Raw genomic sequence first — 21532 nt, 5'->3', positions numbered from 1 at the left:
CCCCCCCCCCCCCCCCCCCCCCCCCCCCCCCCCCCCCCCCCCCCCCCCCCCCCCCCCGCTCCTACAGGGGGGATGGGGTTATTTGAGGTAGCGCGCCGCAGGCTTGGCGTTGCCGAACTTGCCCGAGATCGCGCGGCGCCCGGCTTCCCACTCGTCCCACGCCTGGCCTTCATGCAGGCCCGGAATGGTGACGCGCTCACCCAGGTCCAGCCCCGCCAGTGCGGCGTCCACCAGGTCACTGGCCGACATGGTGATCGGGCTCTCTTTCTGCGGCGCATAGCCCGCCACGTCCCAGAACTCGGTGGCGGTTGCGCCAGGCAGCACGCTCTGGATGCGCACGCCCTTGTCACCGAGGTCGCGTTGCAACGCGTGGCCGAAGCTCAACACGTAGGACTTCGAGGCGCTGTAGACACCGTTGAGCATCTCCACGGCAATACCTACTACCGACGCGATATTGATAAGGGTGCCGGTGCCCCGCGCCACAAAGGCCGGCGCCACCGCATACGTCAGGCGTGTGAGGGCGGTGATGTTCAGGCCGATCATCGCGTCCATCGTCTCCACGTCACCGTCGAGCACCGAGGCCACTGAGCCGACCCCGGCGTTGTTGACCAGCACGGTGATGCTGGCGTCTTCACGCAATACCGCCTCGACCTTGGCCAAGGCGGCCTTGTCGTTCAGGTCGGCGACCAGGGTGGTGACGGTCCGCCCGGTGTCGGCGCGCAGCCTGGCCGCCAGGGTATCCAGGCGCTCGGCGTTACGGGCTACCAGGATCAGGTCATAACCACGTTTGGCCAAACGGTCGGCATACACCGCGCCGATGCCCGTGGATGAACCCGTGATAAGGGCTGTGCCCTTGGACGCTACAGTACTCATGCGGTGTCTCCAGAAAAGTGAGCCGACAAACTTCGGTGATTGAGAGTACGGCTTCCCCTCCACGGCACAAATGTCGTATATACACCTTTTTAGGACACACCTTTCCAGAGAGCGGTACACGCCATGAAAACCATCGGCCTTGTGATTTACCCAGGCTTCCAGGTACTGGGGCTCGCCGTTTCAGCGGTTTTCGAAACCGCGAATGACCTGCACGGCATGCCTTATGCGCTGACGGTGGTGTCCGAGCACGGCGGCATCGTGCACTCCTCCCTGGGGTTCGGCATGGAGTCGCAGTCGTTCAAGGGCGCGCACTACGACACGCTGGTGGTGATCGGCAATAACCACCTGGATGATGTGTCGCCGGGGCTGCTCGACTACCTGCGCAACGCCACTTCACAGCGCATCACCGCGGTGTGCACCGGCGCCTTCGTGCTCGCCCAGGCGGGCCTGCTGGAAGGCCGTCGCGCAACCACCCACTGGGCTCACGCCCGGGCGTTTCGCGAGGCCTACCCCGGCGTGCGGATGGAAGAAGACCGTATCTTCGTGATCGACGGCGCGCTGTGGACCTCGGCCGGCATGACCGCCGGCATCGACCTGGCGCTGGCGATTGTCGAGAAGGATTTGGGCACCGAGATCGCCCGCAGTGTTGCCAAGAAAATGGTCGTGCACCATCGCCGTTCGGGCGGTCAATCGCAGTTCTCGACGCTGCTGGACCTCGACCCGAAAACCGACCGCATCCAGAGCACGCTGCTCTATGCCAAGGAACACCTGGGGGCCGACCTGTCGGTGGAACAACTGGCCGACATCGCCCACCTGAGCCCGCGCCAATTCAGCCGGATCTTCAAGGAAGAAACCGGCCAATCGCCGGCCAAGGCCATCGAACACCTGCGGGTTGAAGCGGCGCGAATCATGATGGAAGAAGGCCGTTACTCCCTGGACATCATCGCCCGGGAGTGCGGGTTCGGCGAACGGGAGCGCATGCGCAGGTCGTTTCTGCGGGCATTCGGGCAATCGCCCCAAGCAATCAAGCGCGTCACCCCTCTACTGTAGGAGCTGGCTTGCCGGCGATGAGGCCCTTGGGATGAGTGCATGCCTTGAGGGCGCAATCGCCGGCAAGCCGGCTCCTACAGTGGTTGGCAGCGCAATAAAAATGTGGGAGCTGGCTTGTCGGGTCGCCGCATCGCTGCGATGGCGGTGTATCAGTGCCAGATGTGCTGACTGACACGATGCTATCGCGGGCAAGCCCGCTCCCACATGGGGTCTGCTGTGAGGTCTAATTATTTGGAGACGGGCATCGCGAACTCAGCGCCTTGCTCGATGCTCTCCGACCAGCGCTGCATGATCGATTTCTGTTTGGTGTAAAAACGCACACCCTCGGTGCCGTAGGCATGCATGTCGCCAAACAGGCTCTTCTTCCAGCCTCCAAAACCATGCCAGGCCATCGGCACCGGGATCGGTACGTTGATGCCGACCATGCCCACTTCGATGCGCCGTGCAAACTCGCGTGCGATGTTGCCGTCGCGGGTGAAGCAACTCACGCCGTTGCCGAACTCGTGATCGTTGACCAGCTTTACCGCTTCGGAGAAGTCAGCAGCACGCACGCACGCCAGCACCGGGCCGAAGATCTCTTCGCGGTAGATGCTCATGTCTTTAGTGACGTGGTCGAACAACGTTGCGCCGAGCCAGAAGCCGTTTTCCAGGCCGGCTTCGGCAGGCACATAGTCACGTCCATCGAGCAACAATTTTGCGCCGGCTTGCACGCCTTGTTCGATGTAGCCACTGATGCGCTCCAGGGCGGCGCGAGACACGATCGGGCCCATCTCGGCTTTGAGGTCGCGGCCGTCAGTGATGCGCAGTTGCTTGGCCCGTTCGGTCAGGGCCGCGATGACTTTGTCACCTACATCCCCCACCAGCACTGCCACCGAAATGGCCATGCAGCGTTCACCGGCACTGCCGTAGGCAGCGCCCATCAGGGCGTCGACGGTTTTTTCGATATCGGCGTCGGGCATCACCACCATGTGGTTTTTCGCACCGCCCAGGCCTTGCACGCGTTTGCCGTGGCGGGCGCCGGTCTCGTAGATGTATTGGGCAATTGGCGTGGAGCCGACAAAGCTCACAGCCTTGACATCGGGGTGTTCGATCAGCGCATCCACCGACTCCTTGTCGCCCTGCACCACGTTGAACACGCCTTTGGGCAGGCCGGCTTCGCGCAGCAATTCGGCCATGAACAGCGAGGCACTCGGGTCGGTCGGGCTTGGCTTGAGGATGAAGGTGTTGCCCGCTGCAATGGCGATGGGGTACATCCACATGGGCACCATCACGGGGAAGTTGAACGGCGTCACGCCCGCTACAACGCCCAGCGGCTGACGCAAGGTCCAGTTGTCCATGCCACGAGACACCTGGTCGGAAAACTCCCCCTTGAGCAGGTTGGGAATGCCACAGGCAAATTCGAGGATGTCGATGCCGCGGTCCACTTCACCCTGGGCATCGGTGAAGACCTTGCCGTGTTCGGCGACGATGATGCGCGCCAGGTCGTCCTTGCGTTCACGCAGCAGGTGGAGGTATTCGAACAGCACGCGGGCACGGCGGATCGGCGGGGTATCGGCCCAACCGGCGAAGGCCGCCTGGGCGGCAGCGACGGCTTCGGACACGGTCTGGCGGCTGGCCAGGGCGACGCGGCCGGTCTTTTCGCCAGTGGCCGGGTTGAAGACATCCTGATAACGATCATCGCGGGACACGCGCTGGTCGTTGATGTAGTGCTCGATGGTCGTAGTCATGGCAGTGGTTCCCAGGTGGGTAGCGATGGGACACACGATAGGCTTTCGATTTGTTCCGAACCAGAGCAGAATCCAGAACTGATTGTCCACCTACGCGAACAATACCCTCATGGAAAAAGCTGAGATCGAAGGGCTGTGGACCCATATCCACTGGCTGTCGGTACTGGAAGAACAAGGCACCTACACCGCTGCAGCGGCGCGCCTGGGCGTGAGCAAATCGGCAGTGAGCCAGCGCATTTCCGACCTGGAAAAAGCCACCGGCACCCGGCTGGTCACCCGTACCACGCGCAGCGTGCGGTTGACGGATGCCGGCCTGTCGTTGACCCGCGAAGTGCGCAGCGCCTACGAGCACATCGCCCGCAGTTTCTCGTCGGTACGTGACTCAGTGGGAGAGATTCGCGGCCTGGTGCGCCTGACGGCGCCGGTGGCGTTCGCCCGCCAGCAACTGGTGCCGCACCTGTCTGCGTTCTTGCAGCAGTACCCGCAGGTGCGTATCCAGTTGGACGTATCCGATGCGCTTAGCTCACTGGCAGCCGAGGGCTATGACTTGGCCGTGCGGCATGGCTTCCAGGTACCGGAAACCCATGTAGCCTGGAAACTGTGCGACACCGCCTCGGTGCTGGTGGCGACCCGGGAATACCTGCAGCGCCATGGCGAACCGCGCGAACCCGGCGACCTTACAGCGCATAACTGCCTGTTCTACCCGCGTGGCACCGACCAGCCGGCGTGGACTTTTGAGCGCGGCGTCAAGAACGTGCAGCGCCTCACCGTGCCCATCGCCGGGAGCTTCGCCACCAACAACAGCGAAGCCCTGCGCGACTCGGCCCTCAACCACTTGGGCATCGCCCTGCTCCCGGATTTCAGCGCCCATGCCGCACTGGCCAGTGGCAAGCTGGTGCAGGTGCTCAAGGACTGGACACTCAAGGGGGTGTTTGCCGATGAGATCTATTTGATTCGGCCGTACTCGCCCCATGTGCCGAAGTCGGTGAGTGTGTTGGTGGGGTACCTGAGGGACGCGTTGGCAGGTGGTTTCAAATTTTTTCCACCAACACACACTCAGCCATGAGGCACTAATACGGCATGGTCATAAAATTTTGGGGTTGAAAGCCGTAACCTTGCAGAAAAGTTGAAATGGCCGTGGCCTGCTCACTTGTCAGTACCGGGGTCAAGGAAATGACGTTAAAGACTTGTACGCCCCCGGCAAAACAATGCCACTCCACCATTGCAGTCGAGTCCGCCCAAACATACCGGGATGGAATATTCGTACCGCCAAAATCAGAAGGTGCGGCACCTGCGCTGGCATCAACAATATTGACCCACAAATCGGTGGCAATCAGATTGCGCGGAATCGCTTGTACCTCATACCACTTACCTTCAGGACCCAGACCATAAACATCGACTTTGCCAATAGCCAACGACAATATTGCCAGCAGATACGGGAATGTGACCCGTGGTTTAGTCAATACCAGTACAGACGGATCGGTTGCGGGCGCACCGCCATTAACTTTCTGGTAGACCCACCGGTAATAGGCCTTGTTTCCAAATGGCAGGAAAACCCGAAACCCCTGAGGCAATGCTTTTAACGTGTTCACGATTTGCGTCGGGAACGCTATGGGGGGAGGATTTGTACAGGCCCCATCACTGATGGAAGGATCATTCCACGCCAACGAATCAGCCGAAGCCCATGAAACGACGGTGGCGCATACCAGCCCGGCAAACAGCGCATAAGGTTTCATCTTCCATCCCTCCTAGAGTGTCCATCTTCAATGCCATCGAGACTAACGGATCGTTCGGGTGATGAAACCTGTCAACTCTGACAGGTTTACTCCTATTAAAAGGAACCATTCTCGACAACTAACAGCTCATAAAATACTTATAGCCAGCCGCAATAAACCTCCCGACAAACATCACAACTTCATCATTAAATCGATACATCCCAGCGTCTCGCCAACGGCTTTTTGACACCACCCAAAAAGCCATACAACTAATTGTAAATATTCAATTATTGCAGCTCCCAAACGCCACCCCTAACCCACTTTTCAAACTCCTTACTGCACCCGCTTGCAAAACAACCACAACCGTCTACGTTCATGAATACCGTAAAAGCCATCAGCCACTATTGATCAAACCCGACTGCCGGGCGAGGGACTTTATTGCACTGAAAACAGACCAGACGCTGCTGTAACTCAAGACACGGAACTTAAGTCTTAACTCTCAGAAGGGATGCTTTGATGAAGCGCAGCCAGTGGTACCGTGCGTTCTCGAAAAAGGGGCCAGCCGATCATTTCTGGCTGTCGTTGCTGTGTTTTTGCGGCCTGGTTATCGCCAGCTTTCTGTTGTTTGAACAGCAGATTCAAGACTTCCTCACGCACCTGAACCTGTACCAACCGTCGACACCCGCGCAAACACTCAACCTCGCCTTGTTGCTGGTCGCCCTGCTCGCGCTGGATGTGGTGCTGCCGGTGCCGTCGAGCGTAGTGGCGTTGCTGGCGGTGGCGCTGTTCGGCAGCCTCGGCGGTTACCTGGTGATCTTTATCGGGCTGTGCCTGGGCGCCGGGCTGGGGTATGCGCTGGGGGCCGGGTATTTTCGCTTATTGTCCAGCCGCCTTGGCTTACATCAGCGCCAGCCAGGGCAGTTGGGGTACCGGTTGGGCACGCTGTCGCTGATTTGCCTGCGTGGCGTGCCGGTGCTGGCGGAAACCTCGGTGGTCGCGGCCGGCATGCAACGCTATCCGCTGCGGGCGTTCCTGCTGATTACCACCCTGGCCAACGCCGGGCTGGCGCTGGCCTACACGGCCATCGGCACCTTCCTGATCGAACAGAACGCGCTGCTGGTGACGGTGCTCGCCAGCATGGTGTTGCCGCTGTTGTTCGTCGCCGGCTACAGCCTGCTCAAGACCCTGCGCAAACCCGCCAGGGATCAACCGCTGCACGGGCGCTTCGAGGTGAGCTACGACTACCCGGTGGTGTTCACCGATCACCTGTTCGACCCACTCAATCCGTGCCTGCACGGCCAGCTCACCGCCCACCACGCGGGCCCGGTAACGGTGATGGTGTTTGCCGACGCCCAGTTGCTGCAAAGCGCCCCGCAGTTGGGTGAGCAGATCGACGCGTATTTCGCCGCCCATGACGACCTGCATCTGCAAACTGCCCCTATCGCGGTGCCGGCCGGTGAATTGAGCAAGACCTCGCAGGTACTCGAACAGCTCTACCGCGACATGTTGCAACACGGGCTCGATCGACATTGCTACGTGCTGGCCCTGGGCGGTGGCGCGGTTCTGGACGCCGTGGGCTACGCCTGTGCCACGTTCCACCGAGGCATCCGCCTGATCCGCCTGCCCAGCACGGTACTCGCCCAGAATGACGCTGGTATCGGCGTGAAAAACGGCATCAACGCCTTCGGCCAGAAGAACCTGCTGGGCGCCTTCTACCCCGCCACCGCCGTGATCAATGACTTCCAGTTACTCACCAGCCTCACGCGTCGCGACCAGATCGCCGGCCTCGCCGAGGCGGTCAAGGTGGCGCTGATCAAGGATCAGGCATTCTTCGAGTGGATGGAACAGCACGCCGACGCCCTCGCCCGCTTCGAACACAGCGCCAGCCGCTACGCGATCCGCCGCTGTGCCGAATTGCACCTGGGGCACATCACCGGTGCCGGTGACCCGTTCGAACGCGGCAATGGCCGGCCGCTGGACTACGGGCACTGGGCCGCGCACAAGCTGGAAAACCTCAGCCACCACCGCTTGCGCCATGGCGAAGCGGTTGCCGTGGGCATGGCCCTGGATGGGCTGTACGCCAACGCCCTGGGCCTGTTGAGCGATGCCGACAGCGAACGGGTAATGAGCCTGCTGCGCACGTTGGGCTTCGACCTGTGCCCGGCGGAACTGGGCCTCAAGGACGCCCAAGGTCGCTCGCATGTGTTGCTCGGCCTGGAGGAGTTTCGCCAGCACCTGGGCGGGCAGCTGTCGATCCCCATGCTCAACCGGATCGGCCAGTCGGTGGACCTGCACGAAATCGATGACGCACGAATGGAGTGGGCACTGCAACGGCTGATGACCCGCCGCGAAACCCTACTGCCCCTGCATGAGGGTTTCGCAAAATGAGCCAAGCCGACGTAAAAACCTGGCTGACCCTGGGCCGCGTGTCCAACCTGCCCACGGTGTGGACCAACACCCTGGCCGCCGCCCTGCTCGCCAGCAGCGCCGGGGCCCTGGCGCCACCGTCGTCGCTGGTGTGGCTGCTGCTGTTGTTCACGCTGTCGCTGCTGTACCTGGCCGGCATGCTGTTGAACGACCTGCTCGACGCCGACTGGGACGCACAACACCACAACCCGCGCCCGATCACCCTGGGCCTGGCCAGCCGCCAACAAGTGGGGCGCGCCACGGCACTGTTGCTGACCCTGGCCGCCGTGGCGGTGCTGGGCCTGAGCCGCTTGATCGACCAACCCCATTGGCTGCTCGGCGGTGTGGTGCTGCTAGTGGGCTGCATCTTTGGCTACAACCTGCTGCACAAGAAATACGCCCACAGCGTGTGGTTGATGGGCGCCTGCCGCTCGGCGCTGTACCTCACCGCCGCCGCCAGCCTGGCGGTGCCACCCGAGCCGATCTGGCTCTGCGCGATGTTGCTGGGCGTGTACATCAGCGGCCTGACCTACCTGGCCCGCCAGGAACACCGCAACAGACTGATCAGCCGCCTGCCGTTGCTGCTGATGCTCAGCCCGCTCGTCCTGGCCATCTACTCCAACAACCTGTGGTTCTGGCCCGTACTGGCGCTGTGGCTGGGCTGGCTGGGTTGGCACTACTACAAGCACCTAGCCAACCCTCAACATCGCCAGGTTCGGGCGTTTATCGGTGCGGGCCTGGCGGCGCTGCCGCTGTTCGATGCCCTGGTGCTGGCGGTGGCCGACCAGCCGTTGGGCAGCCTGCTGTGTGTGCTGGTGCTTTTCCTGCTCCCCCACTTTCAGCGCTGGATCAAACCGACATGAACATGCGCCCCGAATGCCTCATCGAACAGCAGCACACGTTGGCCGAGCAACTGGATGCCACCCAATTGCAGTGGTGGCAGCAGGCACAAGTGCAACTGGCCCAACAGCCGAGCGCCACCACGGCGGCGCTGTTGAGTGGCCAATGCAAGCGCCACCTGCCGGCCACCGCCGTCGAATCGGTACGTGCTGTGTTGCTGGCCCAGCTACTTGAACAAGCCCCCATCGACGAGCGTCCGGCGTTGCTGCGCCAGTTGTTCCTGTGGGGCGACGACCACGAAAAAGTCGCCACCCTCAAGGCGCTCGACTGGCTCGACAGCGAGGGTGTGTGCCTGGAACTGGCGCTCCAGGCCGGGCGCACCAGCAACCCCCAGGTGTTTGCCGCCCTGGCGCTGGACACCGCCTACCCATCTCGACATTACCCCGAGCGTGCCTTTCACCAGCTTGTGCTCAAAGCACTTGGCATGGGCCTCGACATTGAGCGCCTGATCGGCCTGGAACAACGCCAGGGCGTCACCCTCAACCAACTCGCCCTCGACCTGCTGGACGAGCAACTGGCGGCCGACCGCCCCGTGTCCCCCGGGCTGCCCCGCGCCATTGCCTTCCACCTGCTCAGCCCCGCGCAACGCCAGCGCCTGGGCGGCCTGCGCCTGCCCCCGGAATGGCACGCCTACCTGAATTGAGCCCCACCGCCTGCCCTTTTCCCTTGACGAGGATTCACCATGCTCAAGTACTTCGATCCGCATATCCACATGGTCAGCCGCACCACCGATGACTACCAGAACATGGCCGCCGCTGGCATCACCGGGGTGATCGAACCTGCGTTCTGGCAGGGCCAGGCGCGTACCAGCGTCGGCAGTTTCGTCGACTATTTCGACACGCTGCTGGGGTGGGAGCGCTTTCGCGCGAGCATGTTCGGCATCCATCACTTCTGCACCATCGGCCTCAACCCCAAAGAGGCCAACGACCTGTCGATTGCCAATGAAGTGCTGGAGATTTTGCCGCGCTACCTGGTCAAGGACGGCGTGGTGGCGGTGGGCGAAATCGGCTATGACGACATCACGCCCGAAGAAGACCGGTTTCTCGCTGCCCAACTAGAGCTGGCCAAGCAATTCAACCTGCCGGTGCTGGTGCACACACCGCACCGCGACAAGATCGGCGGCACCAAGCGCACCCTGGCGGTGGTCCGCGAAGTGGGGATTGCCGAGCACCTGGTGATCATCGACCACCTCAACGAACTCACCCTGCCCCTGGTACTCGACAGCGACTGCTGGCGCGGCCACTCGATCTACCCCAACACCAAGATGTCCGAGCAACGCATGGTGGCCCTGCTCAAGGAATACGGCACCGAAAAAATGGTGGTCAACAGCGCGGCGGACTGGGGCATCAGCGACCCGCTCAAGGTGCCCAAGACCGGCCAGGCCATGTTGGCCGCAGGCTTCAGCGAAGCCCAAGTTGAGCAGGTGCTGTTCCACAACCCGGTGGACTTTTTCGCCCAGAGCGGCCAACTGGACAAGGCCCTGGTCAGCACCCCATTGCTCATCGACCAGCGCAAGCAATGGCAGGAAAACTCGGCCCTGCGCGGCCAGGATCCGGTGGTCAAATGAGTGCCGCCAGCGGCTGGACGGCCGCCCAGGTCGGCTATTGCAGCAACGTGCACCCCACCCGTGACCTCGCCGGGCTCAGCGCGTCCATCGCGCAGCATTTCCAGGGCGTGCGCAGCCTGCGCGGGTTGCTGGAACAGGACAGCGGCCTGTGGATCTGCGCCCGCGCTGCCGAGCAATTGCGCGACGCCTCGGCACGGGCGCACTTCCTTAAGCTGCTGCACACCAGTGGCGTGCGCCTGACCTCGTTGAACGGCTTTCCCTACGGTGAGTTCCATCAGGGCGCGGTGAAAGCCGAGGTCTACCTGCCAGACTGGGCCGACCCGCAACGGCTGGCCTACAGCCTGGACCTGGCGCGTATCCTCGCCGACGCCTTGCCGGCCGGCTGCCGCCAGGGCGTGATTTCCAGCGTGCCGCTGGGCTATGCCGCCACCTGGACGCCTGCCTTGCAACGGCGGGCTGACGAGCACCTCAACCGGCTCACCGCCGCCCTCGCCGACCTGCACCGGGAAACCGGCAAGAAGATCGTGTTCTGCCTGGAGATGGAGCCGGACTGCGTGCTGGAAACCACCGAACAGGCCATCGCCTTCTTCCAGCAGCGGCGCGTGACGGATCCGAACCATGCCTACCTGGCGCTGTGTTTTGACGTGTGCCACCAGGCGGTGATGTTCGAGGACTGCTATCAATCCCTGGACCGCCTGCGCCAGGCCCGGGTGCCGGTGGGCAAGATCCAGCTCTCCAACGCGATGATCTGTCGCCTGCCGCCGCAAGGGGATGCGCGGCGCCAGCGGGTACTCGACACCCTGGCGACCTTTGCCGAAGCAGTCTACCTGCATCAGGTCAAAGCCCTGGATGCGCAGGGCCGAGTGGTCGCCTGGCCGGACTTGCCCGCCGCCCTGGCGGGTTGTGACAGTTATCGCGAGCTGCGCATTCACTTCCACGTGCCGCTGTTCAGCGAACACTTGTTGCTGCCCGAACTCAGCGGCAGCCAGGTGGCATTGGCACAAACCTTCGATTACCTGGCGGCCCATCCAGAGTTTCGCCCTGTGCTGGAGGTGGAGACCTACAGCTGGGGCGTGCTGCCCGCCGAGCTGCGGCCCGCCTCCGAACCGGCCCAGTTGGCGGGCATCGCCGCCGAGCTGACCTGGGTCGAGACGCAGCTGCGTCAACGCAACCTGCTGCGTTCCCCGGTGCAGGAGGCGTACGCCCATGCACTCTGATCAACCGTTGCTGCTGATCAATGTGGTGGGGCTGACGCCCGCCTTGCTCGGCGAGGCCACGCCGCATATCAACAAGCTGCTCAAGACCGCGCAGATGGCCCACTTGCAACCGGTGTTCCCGGCCGTCACATCGACGGTGCAAGCCTCGATCCTCACCGGCACACCGCCGTCGGCCCACGGTATCGTCGGTAACGGCTGGTACTTTCGCGACCAGGCCGAGGTGAAGTTCTGGCTGCAACCCAACGCGCTGATCCAGGGTGAAAAGGTCTGGCACACCCTCAAGCGCGTGCTGCCGGGGTTTCGCTGCAGCCAGTTGTTCTGGTGGTACAACATGTACGCAGACGTGGACGCCGCCATCACCCCGCGCCCCCACTACCCCGCCGACGGGCGCAAACAGTTTGGCCTGTATTCGTCGCCGCCGGAGTTGCACGCCCAGATCGAGGAGCAGATCGGCGAGTTTCCGTTTCCCGGTTTCTGGGGGCCAGCGGCGGGCATTCGTTCCAGCCGCTGGATCGTCGATTGCGCCATGGCCGAATTCCAGATCAACCGGCCGCACCTGCAATTGATCTACCTGCCTCACCTGGACTACAGCCTGCAACGCGTGGGCCCCGACCACCCCTCGATTGCCGATGAAGTGCGCGCCATCGACCTGGAAGTCGGGCGCTTGCTGTCGTTCGCCGAGGCACAAGGGGCGGCGGTGATGGTGCTTTCCGAGTACGGGATCGAAGCGGTCGAGCAGTCGATCTCGATCAACCGTGTGCTGCGCAGCGAAGGCCTGTTGCAGGTGCGCCAGTCGCTCAGTTGGGAGCTGCTCGACGCCGGTGCCAGTGCGGCGTTCGCGGTAGCCGACCATCAAATCGCGCACGTCTATGTGAAGCAGGCGCAGGACATTCCCCGCGTCAAAGCCCTGTTGCAGCGCCAGCCAGGCATCGAGCAGGTGCTGGATAAAACCGAGCAGCGCGCCTGGCAACTGGACCACCCGCGCAGCGGCGAGCTGGTGGCGGTGGCTGCTGCCGGGTTTTGGTTCGATTACTACTACTGGCTGGATGACCGCAAGGCCCCGGACTTTGCGCGCACCGTGGACATCCACCGCAAGCCCGGCTACGACCCGCTGGAGCTGTTTGTCGACCCGGCCATCCGCTTCCCCCGTCTGAAAGTGGCGCGCCGTCTGCTGCAGAAAAAACTCGGCTTTCGCTACTACATGGACCTGATCCCGCTGGACACCCGCCTGGTCCGTGGCAGCCATGGCCGCCTGCCGAGCAGCGTGCAGAACGGGCCGCTGTTGATCACCAATTGCGACCTGGCGTTGCCGCAGCAGCTTGCAGCAACGGCAGTCAAGCAACTGCTCCTGGAACACTTCCTGGGGCGCCCACACACCGAACTGGCCACAGCCAAGGAGCTTCCATGCGGCGAGCCTTATCAATCACTGTCCTGAGTGCACTGGCCGGATTGGCCCAGGCCCAGGCCCCCAACACCTTCGATTGCAGCAACTTCCTGCAGTTTGGAGGCAACCTCAATGCCACCCGAACCCTCTTCACCCAAAGCCCCGAGACCCTGGCCTGGAACTGGTTCGCTTGCCTCAACCAACCCGCGTCCACGCAAAGCCCGGACCGCGTGTGGGAAACCCTGAAACCGTCGGACCAGGTCTACCTGAACAACGGCGCCCAACCGCTGCCGTACGCCCAGCGCGTGCCGGTGCCCGCCGCCGTGCTCACGCAGGCCAAAACGCTGGGCATGAACACCAGCCGCCTGTTTCACAACCTCAATGCCATACAGCAGGTGGACGGGCTGATCCTGCAAATGGGCGGCCAGGTGCCGGCTGCCGAGAAAGGCCAGGCGGTGCGCTTCCAGCTGTTGATGGGCCAGGACACGTTCAACTACATCGTCCAGCAGAAGGTCTACAACGTGAACGGCCAGGCGGCGCTCACCAGTGACCTGAACTTCCCCTCCACCGCCTGGGAACTCAAGGCCGCGTGGCTGTGGATCGGCAGCGACGCCACCTATCAACAGCAACTGGCCAACGACGGTTATTACATCGCCCAGGCCTACTACCAGCAAGGCAGCACCTACCAGGTGGGTTACGCCGCATTGAGCGGCTTGCACGTGATCAACAAGCTGAACCCCAACTGGGTCTGGACCACCTTTGAAAATGTCAACAACAGCAAATACACGGTGACCAACGCGACGCCGGCCACGCCGATGACCAACAGCACCGGCCCGACTGCGGCGGCGCAACCGGTGAACACCAGCTTCCAGGCCGCCAACCCGACATTGGCGCAGTACGAGTTGATCGGTGTGCAGTCGGAAACCAACCCCACCCTGCTGGCCAACTCCCAACTGGAGTCGGCGTTCCAGAGCGAGTCGTCGTGTTTTGCTTGCCACGGCACGGCGGCGTACTCGCCCAAGCAGGGCTACTTCAATTTCGCCCTGAAGCAACAGGGCGGCATCGTCTACCCCACCGCCGAGTTGCCGGCCGCCGACTTCGTCGGTTACCACAAACTGGACTTTGTCTGGTCGCTCAAACGCGCCCAGTGGCAACGTTAAGGAGCCTGACATGAGCGTATTGAATTTTCCTCGGATCTACGTCAAAGGCCACATGTTCTGGAACCCGCCAACGGCCAATAACAACGACATGTTCCCGGTGTATGACGCGGTGAAGATGCAGATGAACTGGCCGTTCCTGGAGTCTTTTGGCATTACGACGCTCAATGCGGCCAGCACACTGCTGCCCTGGACGATTGCGCCGCTGCCGGTCAACCAGATCCCCGACTATGTGCTGCAAGTACCGGGCAATGCCCCACAAGTGACCACGCCGATGATCCCCGGCGAATGGAACCTGTTCGGCGACAACGCCTGCGGCACGGTGAGCTACCAACAGACCCAATCGGTGATCAGCGGCGGCGAACTGCCCGACGGTGGCTATGTCGCTACCGATTCCTTGATCAACCAGCCCTATCAACTGGTGGGCAATCCCTTTGGCGGCGCAGGCCCCACAGCGGCGCGCTTTGTCGACGTGAGCCCGTGGCAGAACACCTTTACCGCGCTGTACTTCGACAAGCTGGTGCTGGGCACTCCGCAATGCGGCCTGACCCTGAACCGCGAGCATCGCATGCTCGACCGTCTGCTGAACTTCAAATGGGCCGGCCTCGGCGGCCTGAGCTACGTCACCACGACCTGGCAGACCTGTTTCCCGAAAGAAAACCTGGCATGGGCAGTGGGCGATTCGGCCCTGCTGAAAAACCTGCAAGCACAGATGCAGCAGCAAAACGCCAAGGGCCTGATGTTCCGTTTCACGACGTACCTCACGTGCTACGACAAGAACGGCATCCTCAATGACTTCCCGCCCATCGACACTCATTCCTCAAGCCCCGAGGCCCTGGCCAAGGTGCAGGCCATGTACCAGCAGGGGCTGGATAACGTCGGCGATATTTTCTTCAACCCCGCTTACAGCCGTACGGTCGGCACCCTGGGCTTGTGGTTCGAGGATGAGTTCCCCACCGCACCTGCCGGCATGCGCCTGGTGCCGGCTGCCAAAGTGCCGATTCACATCACCCCCGGGGACACCCCGAAACAGGTACAGCTCGGCGTGACCTCGGCGCAGATCCATGGCAACACCTTGTCGCTGGATCTGGGCAACACCTTTCCGTTCTACCCGGTCGACAAAACTGCCCCCATCCCCGTTGCCGCCAAGTACCTGGCGGGCGACTATGCGATTGGCATCCGCCAGGGCACGCAGTTCAACGAATTGGCCCGCTTCAGCTATGCCGATTACCAACAGACGCAGTTCGACCAACGCTCGGGCCTGCTCGACCTACCCTTCACCGTGGCGGCGCAGACCCTGCTGCAAAGCGGCACGCTGGAACTGCACTTGCTGGGCAGCCCGAATGCAGTCGCCGCCACTCAACAAGAATGGACTGCCGAGGTGATCGAGAGCGGCAGTTTCATCGACGTCGGTGCCACCCAGACACTGCAGATCATGGTGCAACGCAATGGCCAGCCGGCACCGGCCGGCACCACCTTATGGGTCGCCGAATACGGCAATGCCTACATGCTGTGCACCACCGACTATTACCTGACGTTCAGCAATGCGGCCGACTTCACGCTGTTCAACAATGATCCCTCCAACTTCGCGAACAACACTGCCAACCTGCCCCAATTCAAGGGCACGTCCGCACTGGCGACGATGCTGACCGAAGGCACCGGCCGCCAGCTCATGTCGATACTGCCCGCCGAAAACACAGACACGACGCAACCGGTGACCTATCAGACCTATTTGAAGACACCCGCCGCAGTGTCCCTGCAGCCTACTTTGGCGTTCTCCAACCCGATCAGCCGCCAAGGCGTCCTGGACGACCCGCTCAACAGCGCCGTGCAATACAACGTGACCTCTGTGCAAACCGATGCCAATGGGATTGCCCGGTTGACGGTCACGGGCCAAGCACCGGGCTTTCCAACCCTGCGCTTCTTCGTGCAGGAAGGTCAGCAGGCGCCGGGTATTCCATTCAGTTTCCCGCTCGCCGAAGCCTATGTCGACTTCCTCGCACCGCTGCGGGTGCTGCCGCTGGAACCCGAACTGCAGAAGGCTTTCGTCACGGCCTGGAACGCCATTTACCAGCGCGAGGACGCGAGCACGGTGATCTGGGAGACCTTTATCTTCCCCTTCATCCTCAAACCCTATTACTACCTCTACCCGATCATGAACAAGTTCATGCCGCTCAATTCCCTGACCCGGATCGAAGGCGCTATCGACCAGCTAATCGTGCTGATCAGCAAGGAATACCAAGAGGAAAGCACCCTGGCGATGCCCATCACCCGCGACATGCCGCAAAGCCGTCGCGCCGTGCTGGAACTGTGGGCCCAGGCCTTGGTGAAACGCAATTACCCACCCGTGCCGCTCAGCATGAGCGACTACCAATAACGCTGTAACGCCAGGACCACCGGGTGACGCCTGCGTCACCCGGCACTGCACAGGAGTGTCATATGAACGCCAACTTCTTGCGTCGATTCTTGCTGCTGTTGCTGCTGCTCAGCCCCGCGGCGTTTGCTGCCAATGACAGCGGCGCGGTGTATTTCACCAATGGGGTACACAACAGCGAAGGCTGCACTAAAAAAAATGGCAACTGCATCGCCAAACGTACGCCCAGCGATCCGTCCGATCCCTTCTTCCCCGCGCAATGGATCAGCGACTGGACGATGTACCGGGTGATCCACAACTACCAGAAAAACCCGCCGCCCTACAGTGACCCGCCCTCCACCCTGACCCCGGCCGACTACACCGTGTCCAAGGGCACCAGCTACTACGACACCACCTATATCCCGGCGGACGGCGACGGGTTCGGCGCGATGATGGAGCACTACGAGAAGTACTGCCTGCCGATCTTCCCGATAGAGAACAACAACTACACCTGCACCTTCGTGTCCCTGGGCAACAAGGCGTACTTCCTCACTTACCCGCAAGACCGCCCGAAAGACATGCCGGCCTGCTGCATGTTCTCGCCGATGAACCACCCGCCACGGCAAAGCTTCATCGAGCACCTGCCCTACAGCGCCGAGCGCAGCAAACACCTGGGCGGCAGCCTGCAAGCCTATGCCATGGACCTCAAATCACCCGCAGGGCCGATCCTGTTTGGCTATGCCTTCAATAAACAACCGACCGGCAGCCCGCCCTACCGGCAGCCGCAGTCGTTCTTTTTCTCGGGGGATACCAGTGTCGCCAACGCGCCCATCGTGAGCCAGAACTACACCAACTTCCGCATCGCCACCCCGAACCCGGAAGACACCTGGGACCAGGTGGCCGCCATGTGCCCGGCGAACCCACCGCCCTGCCAGCTGTTCGTGCCCCCGGCAGGTAAAAGTAACGGCCACAAGGCGCAGTGGAACCAGCTCATGCAACCCTGACCCGACATCAAAGGAAGGATCCGCCATGAAAACCCTCGTGTGTTTTTCCATGCTGTTATTGGGGCTGGCCAACCTGCCGGCCCAGGCTAGGGAGGCGACCCAGCCGTCGGCCCTGGCCACGTCGCTGAGTTGCCAACTGCCCGCCGCCGCGCCGGCCGCCGGCGCCGGCCAGACACCGTTTGATGAATACAGCTGGCAGCTGTTTGTCGCCTTGAACTGGCCCGCCCAGGACGGGCAACGCGGCAGCCCCGACTGCTCCAAGCAACCCGGTGGCGGCGGCTATACCGTGTGGCAAACCTACAAGAGCGTGGAGGAAATTTTCCTGCCGAATGCAGCCAACCCCGGCCCCTGGAACAGTGTCCTGACCGCCAGAAGCCTGGGCCTGATCAATATCGCCGCGCTGAAAAACACCAGCCTGCAGAACCACGTCGACCAGGCCATCGGCGGCTGGCTGATCGACCAGGCGGGCAACCCGACCTACTACGATATTGCCGCCAACGAGACCTCTTACAACTACATCGTCGCCAACAATTTCTACAACGCAAACGTGGTGTCCAACGCCCGTAGCATCAAGTTCCCCAACGGGGTCATCGAGGTCAAATCCAGCTGGCGCATCCTCACGTCCAAGGACAATGCCAGCCGCTACCTGAACATGATCGCGCAAGTGACCACGTTCGACGCCCAGGGCAAGCCCAACGGGGTCGCCCAGCAACTCCTGGGGCTGGTGGGGCTGCATATCATCACCAAGCCTGTTGGCTACCCGCAGTGGGTGTGGTCGACCTTCGAGCAAATCGACAATGTGCCGGCTGACCCGTCAACCAGTGGCAGCTACTACGACCCTGCCGCCACCACCGTCAACCAGTCGCCGTGCAACTGGAACACCCAAGGCGCGCATCCGGTGTGCGTACCGGTGAGCGGCACCACGTTCCAGACACCCGACCCGCTAACCCGTGTCACTGCCATTGATAGCGCCACCGACAAGGTCAACGCCACCTACCGCGCCGACCCTGGCCTGCAAAACAGCCCGTTGAAGTACTACCAGCTGATCACCACCCAGCGGCCACTCAACCCCAACATGATCGGCAACCCCATGGGCACACCCACCCCCACGCTGTCGGCCAACGTGACCATGGAAAGCTACATCCAGCCCACCAGCAGTTGCATGGCGTGCCATTCGATGGCGACGCCGCCCAAGAGCGCGATCAAGTCCGACTACTCCTACCTGTTCAAATTCGCCCAGACACCGGGTGCCACCCCTTCCCCGATCAAGGAATAGATCATGAGTATCCTCAACGGACCCCGCCTGAATTTCTGGGGCGGTATCACCACCGATGTCAGTGTGTCGAACAACACCCCGTGCCTGCCCCAAAACGCGGACAACGGTTGGCCGGTGTTTGACCTGGCGCGTTCTATCGTGGCCCCCCAGGCCGAGGCTTACAGCGATGACGAACTGAACGCCATGATCGATACCCCGAGTGCGGTGCGCTATACCCTCGGCGGCTGGAACCACTTCGGAGACCATCAGGTCTTCATGGAAAACGCCCTGATCAGCTCCCAGGGCAACCCGGGCAGCGTCAGTACCACTGGCGACCTCGTTGGCCAGCCGATCGGCCTGCTTGGATCGGTGGACCCGGTTACCGGCCAGGGGCCTTTCACCGGCCCGATGATGGTAGACCTCGACCCGACAGCGTCCACCACCACCCAGATCTTCGTCGGCGGCCTGCAGATAGGCACGGATGACGACCTCCAGTTACTGATTCAATGCAACACCGTGTGCAGCAGTTTCGATGTGCAGACCCGGGTGCTGAAGCCAAACACCATGGACGCACCCGGCTCGTTCCATGCCAGCGGTACGTTCCAGCTGACGTTCCCGCTCAGTAGCATTGTCCAATGGAACCGCAACAGCGCGGGCCTCAAATCGATCATCGAGGCACCGGGGGCAACGGGGATCGTGCTGCGCTTCGTGATGTTCGAGATGTGCCCCAGGATGACCACGGCCGAGCTGAACGCCGATTATGCGGCCAACAAAAATGACCCCAACCCGAGCATCGGCCGGGTCATCGGCACACTGGCACCGGCGTTTGCCGATGAGCCGTTGAACTGTCAACCGGGTCGCCAATTGATCAACCAGGACACGGACAATGCCGCCTATGCGGAGCTGGCCAGCAATGGCCTGCTGAGCATCGACATGGTCAACCTCATCCCCAAGCAAACCTTCCGCGCTGACCGCACCGACATCACCAGCCCCATCGGGCCGAATGCGAATTACGGCCCTGTCAGCATTACCGCGGGCACCACTCAGCTCACAACGCTCGACCCCACGAGCAGCCCATTGGTTGACTACTACGTGTATGGCGGCATCGTCGACCTGCCCCTGAGTGCCACCCAGCAGCAAGCTGCGCAGACGTCGGCCCTGGCGGTCAATGCACCGGGTACTGTCGATGATTCGACCCTCAAGGCCCTCGAATCGGAGTACCGGGTGTACGGCGATCTGCGTAACGTCTACCTGGAAGACTACCCTGACGGCCTGTCGATCACGTTGCAGGTTCGCTACCTGGGCGGTCCGGTGCCCGCTGCCACCGCTATCAGTATTGAACAATCGCCACCGGCGCTGTACACCGCCCCGCAGGACTACGAGTTTCTCGACTTCCCCGCCACACTGACAATGGAAACCGGCCAACGCTCGATCAGTGTCCCAGTGGCCCTCAAGCCGGGCAGCGAAGCCCAGGCGGGTTTCGTAGCGTTGAATTGCACCGCCAACGGGCTCGAAAGCAGTGGCTACTTCACCAGCTTTCGCAAATATGCCCAGACTGACTTTGGCATCCCCGCCGGCACAACCATCACCTGGGACATGGTCTACCCCAGCGTCCTGCGTTTTCACTACCTGGCCTTCCCGGCCATGTCGCGCTACGTCGCACTGAACAAGCCGGACGCGGTCATGGGCGCGAAAAACGCGATCCTCGCGCGCATCGCGGATGTGTACAAAGGCACCACGCTGTACATGCCGGTGGTGCGTTCGATGTCGCCGTCACAGCGCGCTCTGTTGAGCGCTTACCTCACCCAAACCCCTTGGCAACCGCCGCAGTAGGAGGACACCGCCATGACGCTACGTATACCGGCGCAGCCCAGCGAAACCCTGCGCCCCAGCACGCTGATCGCCGAAGGCCTGCTCAACCCCCGTGGCCTGTGCCTGCAAGTCGACGGCAGCCTGTTGCTGGCCGAGGCCGGTTCAGGCTTGCCGGACCAGACCTTCAGTGGCCGCATCAGCCCGTTGCACCCCGATCCTAAGCGGCCCGGCGCCTACCTGCCGGGCGAGCCCCTGGCCCAGGGCTTTCGCGCCATGAACATGCAGGCGCGCATGCTGCGCGATGAAATCATGGGCCTGTCGGACATCGCCTGCGGTGGCGGGCGTTGCCTGGCCAGCCAGACCGATTACGTCGGCGGTTCCAAGTTGCTCGACCTGCAATACAGCCCGCCCGAACCGGTGTACCACAGCCGGGGCAACCTGAACGCGCTGTGCTACCACCCGACCCGGCGCAGTTGGCTGGCGGTCAAGCCCGATACCAACCAGTTGGTGGAATTCGGCAACGGCGAAGACGAGCGTGTGCTGGTGCAACTGCCCGACTTGGACAAGGGCCAGGAAGCGGTACCCGTCACCCTCGTGTATGAGCCGCAGACCGACGCCGTGTTGATCAGCCTGTTCTCCGGTGAGCTGCACGGCGACCCGGCCCGCAAAGGCATCGACTTTGCCGACCACGCCGGCCAGGTGATCCGGGTACACCCGGCCAGCGGGCAGATCGAGGTGCTGATCAGCGGCCTGCAACTGCCCACCGGGCTGGCATTGCGTGCCAACGGCCATCTGCTGGTGCTGGAGTTGTGCAGCCATTTGCAACAACCGTTGCCACCTGACTGGAACGGCGAAACCCTGCACGGTGGCTTTACCCGGTTTTCGGGGCGCCTGCTCGACTGCGACCTGCACAACGGTGACGTGAAAGTACTGGCACGCGGGCTGGATACACCCTCCAACCTGTGCCTGGTGCCCGGTGGAGTGGTGGTGAGTGAAGGCATGGGTTTGACGGGCCGGCCGTTGCCAACCCCGGATGGCAACGTTGTGCCATTAACCGGAAGACTGCGCCGCATCGACCTCTGATTGTAGTGAGCGGGCTTGCCCCGCGCGGC

General features: G+C 62.3%; 17 protein-coding genes. 14 read left to right on the top strand and 3 right to left on the bottom strand.

The features are described 5' to 3' along the window. Nucleotides 1-78: 78 nt before the first annotated feature. Entirely contained in the window at nucleotides 79-873 is a 795-nt protein-coding gene (locus AC07SU_RS08525; RefSeq protein ID WP_494996764.1) for an SDR family NAD(P)-dependent oxidoreductase, read from the bottom strand. Nucleotides 874-996: 123 nt separating this feature from the next. Here AC07SU_RS08525 and AC07SU_RS08520 point away from each other — a divergent pair, with 123 nt between their 5' ends. Next, nucleotides 997-1923, top strand: coding sequence for a GlxA family transcriptional regulator (locus AC07SU_RS08520; protein ID WP_494996763.1), 927 nt, complete (start codon nucleotides 997-999; stop codon nucleotides 1921-1923). A 227-nt stretch (nucleotides 1924-2150) separates the two neighbouring features. On the opposite strand, the gene AC07SU_RS08515 is transcribed toward AC07SU_RS08520, so the two are convergent. Then, nucleotides 2151-3650 carry a CoA-acylating methylmalonate-semialdehyde dehydrogenase gene (locus tag AC07SU_RS08515; RefSeq protein ID WP_494996762.1) on the bottom strand — a complete coding sequence of 500 codons (1500 nt, stop codon included), beginning with the start codon at nucleotides 3648-3650 and terminating at the stop codon, nucleotides 2151-2153. A gap of 109 nt (nucleotides 3651-3759) precedes the next feature. Here AC07SU_RS08515 and AC07SU_RS08510 point away from each other — a divergent pair, with 109 nt between their 5' ends. Beyond that, complete coding sequence (locus tag AC07SU_RS08510) at nucleotides 3760-4716, top strand: LysR family transcriptional regulator (protein ID WP_494996761.1); 957 nt, start codon at nucleotides 3760-3762, stop codon at nucleotides 4714-4716. Nucleotides 4717-4720: 4 nt separating this feature from the next. On the opposite strand, the gene AC07SU_RS08505 is transcribed toward AC07SU_RS08510, so the two are convergent. Beyond that, nucleotides 4721-5386: a hypothetical protein gene (locus AC07SU_RS08505; protein WP_494996760.1), complete on the bottom strand. Its 666-nt coding sequence runs from the start codon at nucleotides 5384-5386 to the stop codon at nucleotides 4721-4723. A gap of 495 nt (nucleotides 5387-5881) precedes the next feature. Between AC07SU_RS08505 and AC07SU_RS08500 the strand changes: the two genes are divergently transcribed. From AC07SU_RS08500 to AC07SU_RS08445, 12 genes are all read left to right on the top strand, one after another. Beyond that, nucleotides 5882-7753 (top strand): 3-dehydroquinate synthase, encoded by a 1872-nt coding sequence (locus AC07SU_RS08500; protein ID WP_494996759.1) that lies wholly within the window; start codon nucleotides 5882-5884, stop codon nucleotides 7751-7753. Beyond that, nucleotides 7750-8634, top strand: a complete 885-nt coding sequence (locus tag AC07SU_RS08495) for a UbiA family prenyltransferase (protein WP_494996758.1) — start codon at nucleotides 7750-7752, stop codon at nucleotides 8632-8634. Before AC07SU_RS08500 ends, AC07SU_RS08495 begins: the two co-directional genes overlap by 4 nt. Continuing rightward, a complete protein-coding gene (locus tag AC07SU_RS08490) occupies nucleotides 8631-9314 on the top strand; it encodes an EboA domain-containing protein (protein WP_494996757.1) in 684 nt (227 codons plus the stop codon). The genes AC07SU_RS08495 and AC07SU_RS08490 overlap by 4 nt, the downstream gene beginning before the upstream one ends. Nucleotides 9315-9353: 39 nt before the next feature. Continuing rightward, a complete protein-coding gene (locus tag AC07SU_RS08485; protein WP_494996756.1) occupies nucleotides 9354-10238 on the top strand; it encodes a TatD family hydrolase in 885 nt (294 codons plus the stop codon). Next, nucleotides 10235-11455, top strand: coding sequence for a metabolite traffic protein EboE (eboE, locus tag AC07SU_RS08480; protein WP_176997634.1), 1221 nt, complete (start codon nucleotides 10235-10237; stop codon nucleotides 11453-11455). The genes AC07SU_RS08485 and eboE overlap by 4 nt, the downstream gene beginning before the upstream one ends. Continuing rightward, nucleotides 11445-12890 carry an alkaline phosphatase family protein gene (locus AC07SU_RS08475; protein ID WP_494996755.1) on the top strand — a complete coding sequence of 482 codons (1446 nt, stop codon included), beginning with the start codon at nucleotides 11445-11447 and terminating at the stop codon, nucleotides 12888-12890. Before eboE ends, AC07SU_RS08475 begins: the two co-directional genes overlap by 11 nt. Then, nucleotides 12860-13999, top strand: coding sequence for a hypothetical protein (locus AC07SU_RS08470; protein WP_494996754.1), 1140 nt, complete (start codon nucleotides 12860-12862; stop codon nucleotides 13997-13999). The genes AC07SU_RS08475 and AC07SU_RS08470 overlap by 31 nt, the downstream gene beginning before the upstream one ends. Nucleotides 14000-14009: 10 nt before the next feature. Beyond that, a complete protein-coding gene (locus tag AC07SU_RS08465; protein ID WP_494996753.1) occupies nucleotides 14010-16373 on the top strand; it encodes a hypothetical protein in 2364 nt (787 codons plus the stop codon). Between the two features lie 62 nt (nucleotides 16374-16435). Next, nucleotides 16436-17353, top strand: coding sequence for a hypothetical protein (locus AC07SU_RS08460; protein ID WP_494996752.1), 918 nt, complete (start codon nucleotides 16436-16438; stop codon nucleotides 17351-17353). A 25-nt stretch (nucleotides 17354-17378) separates the two neighbouring features. After that, nucleotides 17379-18629 (top strand): hypothetical protein, encoded by a 1251-nt coding sequence (locus tag AC07SU_RS08455; protein WP_494996751.1) that lies wholly within the window; start codon nucleotides 17379-17381, stop codon nucleotides 18627-18629. A gap of 3 nt (nucleotides 18630-18632) precedes the next feature. Next, complete coding sequence (locus AC07SU_RS08450; protein ID WP_494996750.1) at nucleotides 18633-20441, top strand: hypothetical protein; 1809 nt, start codon at nucleotides 18633-18635, stop codon at nucleotides 20439-20441. Between the two features lie 12 nt (nucleotides 20442-20453). Continuing rightward, on the top strand, nucleotides 20454-21503 hold the full coding sequence (locus AC07SU_RS08445; RefSeq protein WP_494996749.1) for a hypothetical protein: 1050 nt from the start codon (nucleotides 20454-20456) through the stop codon (nucleotides 21501-21503). Nucleotides 21504-21532: the final 29 nt, after the last annotated feature.

The organism is Pseudomonas sp. GW821-FHT05H12 (genome assembly GCF_059419385.1).
The sequence above is the reverse complement of the archived record's forward strand: the minus strand, read 5'-3'. Positions and strand labels throughout refer to the sequence as shown.

Coding starts and splice junctions, on each gene's coding strand:
- eboE (WP_176997634.1), top strand. CDS start 10,235: ATGAGTGCCGCCAGCGGCTGGACGGCCGCCCAGGTCGGCTATTGCAGC.
- AC07SU_RS08525 (WP_494996764.1), bottom strand. CDS start 873: ATGAGTACTGTAGCGTCCAAGGGCACAGCCCTTATCACGGGTTCATCC.
- AC07SU_RS08450 (WP_494996750.1), top strand. CDS start 18,633: ATGAGTATCCTCAACGGACCCCGCCTGAATTTCTGGGGCGGTATCACC.
- AC07SU_RS08490 (WP_494996757.1), top strand. CDS start 8,631: ATGAACATGCGCCCCGAATGCCTCATCGAACAGCAGCACACGTTGGCC.
- AC07SU_RS08495 (WP_494996758.1), top strand. CDS start 7,750: ATGAGCCAAGCCGACGTAAAAACCTGGCTGACCCTGGGCCGCGTGTCC.
- AC07SU_RS08475 (WP_494996755.1), top strand. CDS start 11,445: ATGCACTCTGATCAACCGTTGCTGCTGATCAATGTGGTGGGGCTGACG.
- AC07SU_RS08515 (WP_494996762.1), bottom strand. CDS start 3,650: ATGACTACGACCATCGAGCACTACATCAACGACCAGCGCGTGTCCCGC.
- AC07SU_RS08465 (WP_494996753.1), top strand. CDS start 14,010: ATGAGCGTATTGAATTTTCCTCGGATCTACGTCAAAGGCCACATGTTC.
- AC07SU_RS08505 (WP_494996760.1), bottom strand. CDS start 5,386: ATGAAACCTTATGCGCTGTTTGCCGGGCTGGTATGCGCCACCGTCGTT.
- AC07SU_RS08520 (WP_494996763.1), top strand. CDS start 997: ATGAAAACCATCGGCCTTGTGATTTACCCAGGCTTCCAGGTACTGGGG.
- AC07SU_RS08500 (WP_494996759.1), top strand. CDS start 5,882: ATGAAGCGCAGCCAGTGGTACCGTGCGTTCTCGAAAAAGGGGCCAGCC.
- AC07SU_RS08485 (WP_494996756.1), top strand. CDS start 9,354: ATGCTCAAGTACTTCGATCCGCATATCCACATGGTCAGCCGCACCACC.
- AC07SU_RS08445 (WP_494996749.1), top strand. CDS start 20,454: ATGACGCTACGTATACCGGCGCAGCCCAGCGAAACCCTGCGCCCCAGC.
- AC07SU_RS08455 (WP_494996751.1), top strand. CDS start 17,379: ATGAAAACCCTCGTGTGTTTTTCCATGCTGTTATTGGGGCTGGCCAAC.
- AC07SU_RS08510 (WP_494996761.1), top strand. CDS start 3,760: ATGGAAAAAGCTGAGATCGAAGGGCTGTGGACCCATATCCACTGGCTG.
- AC07SU_RS08470 (WP_494996754.1), top strand. CDS start 12,860: ATGCGGCGAGCCTTATCAATCACTGTCCTGAGTGCACTGGCCGGATTG.
- AC07SU_RS08460 (WP_494996752.1), top strand. CDS start 16,436: ATGAACGCCAACTTCTTGCGTCGATTCTTGCTGCTGTTGCTGCTGCTC.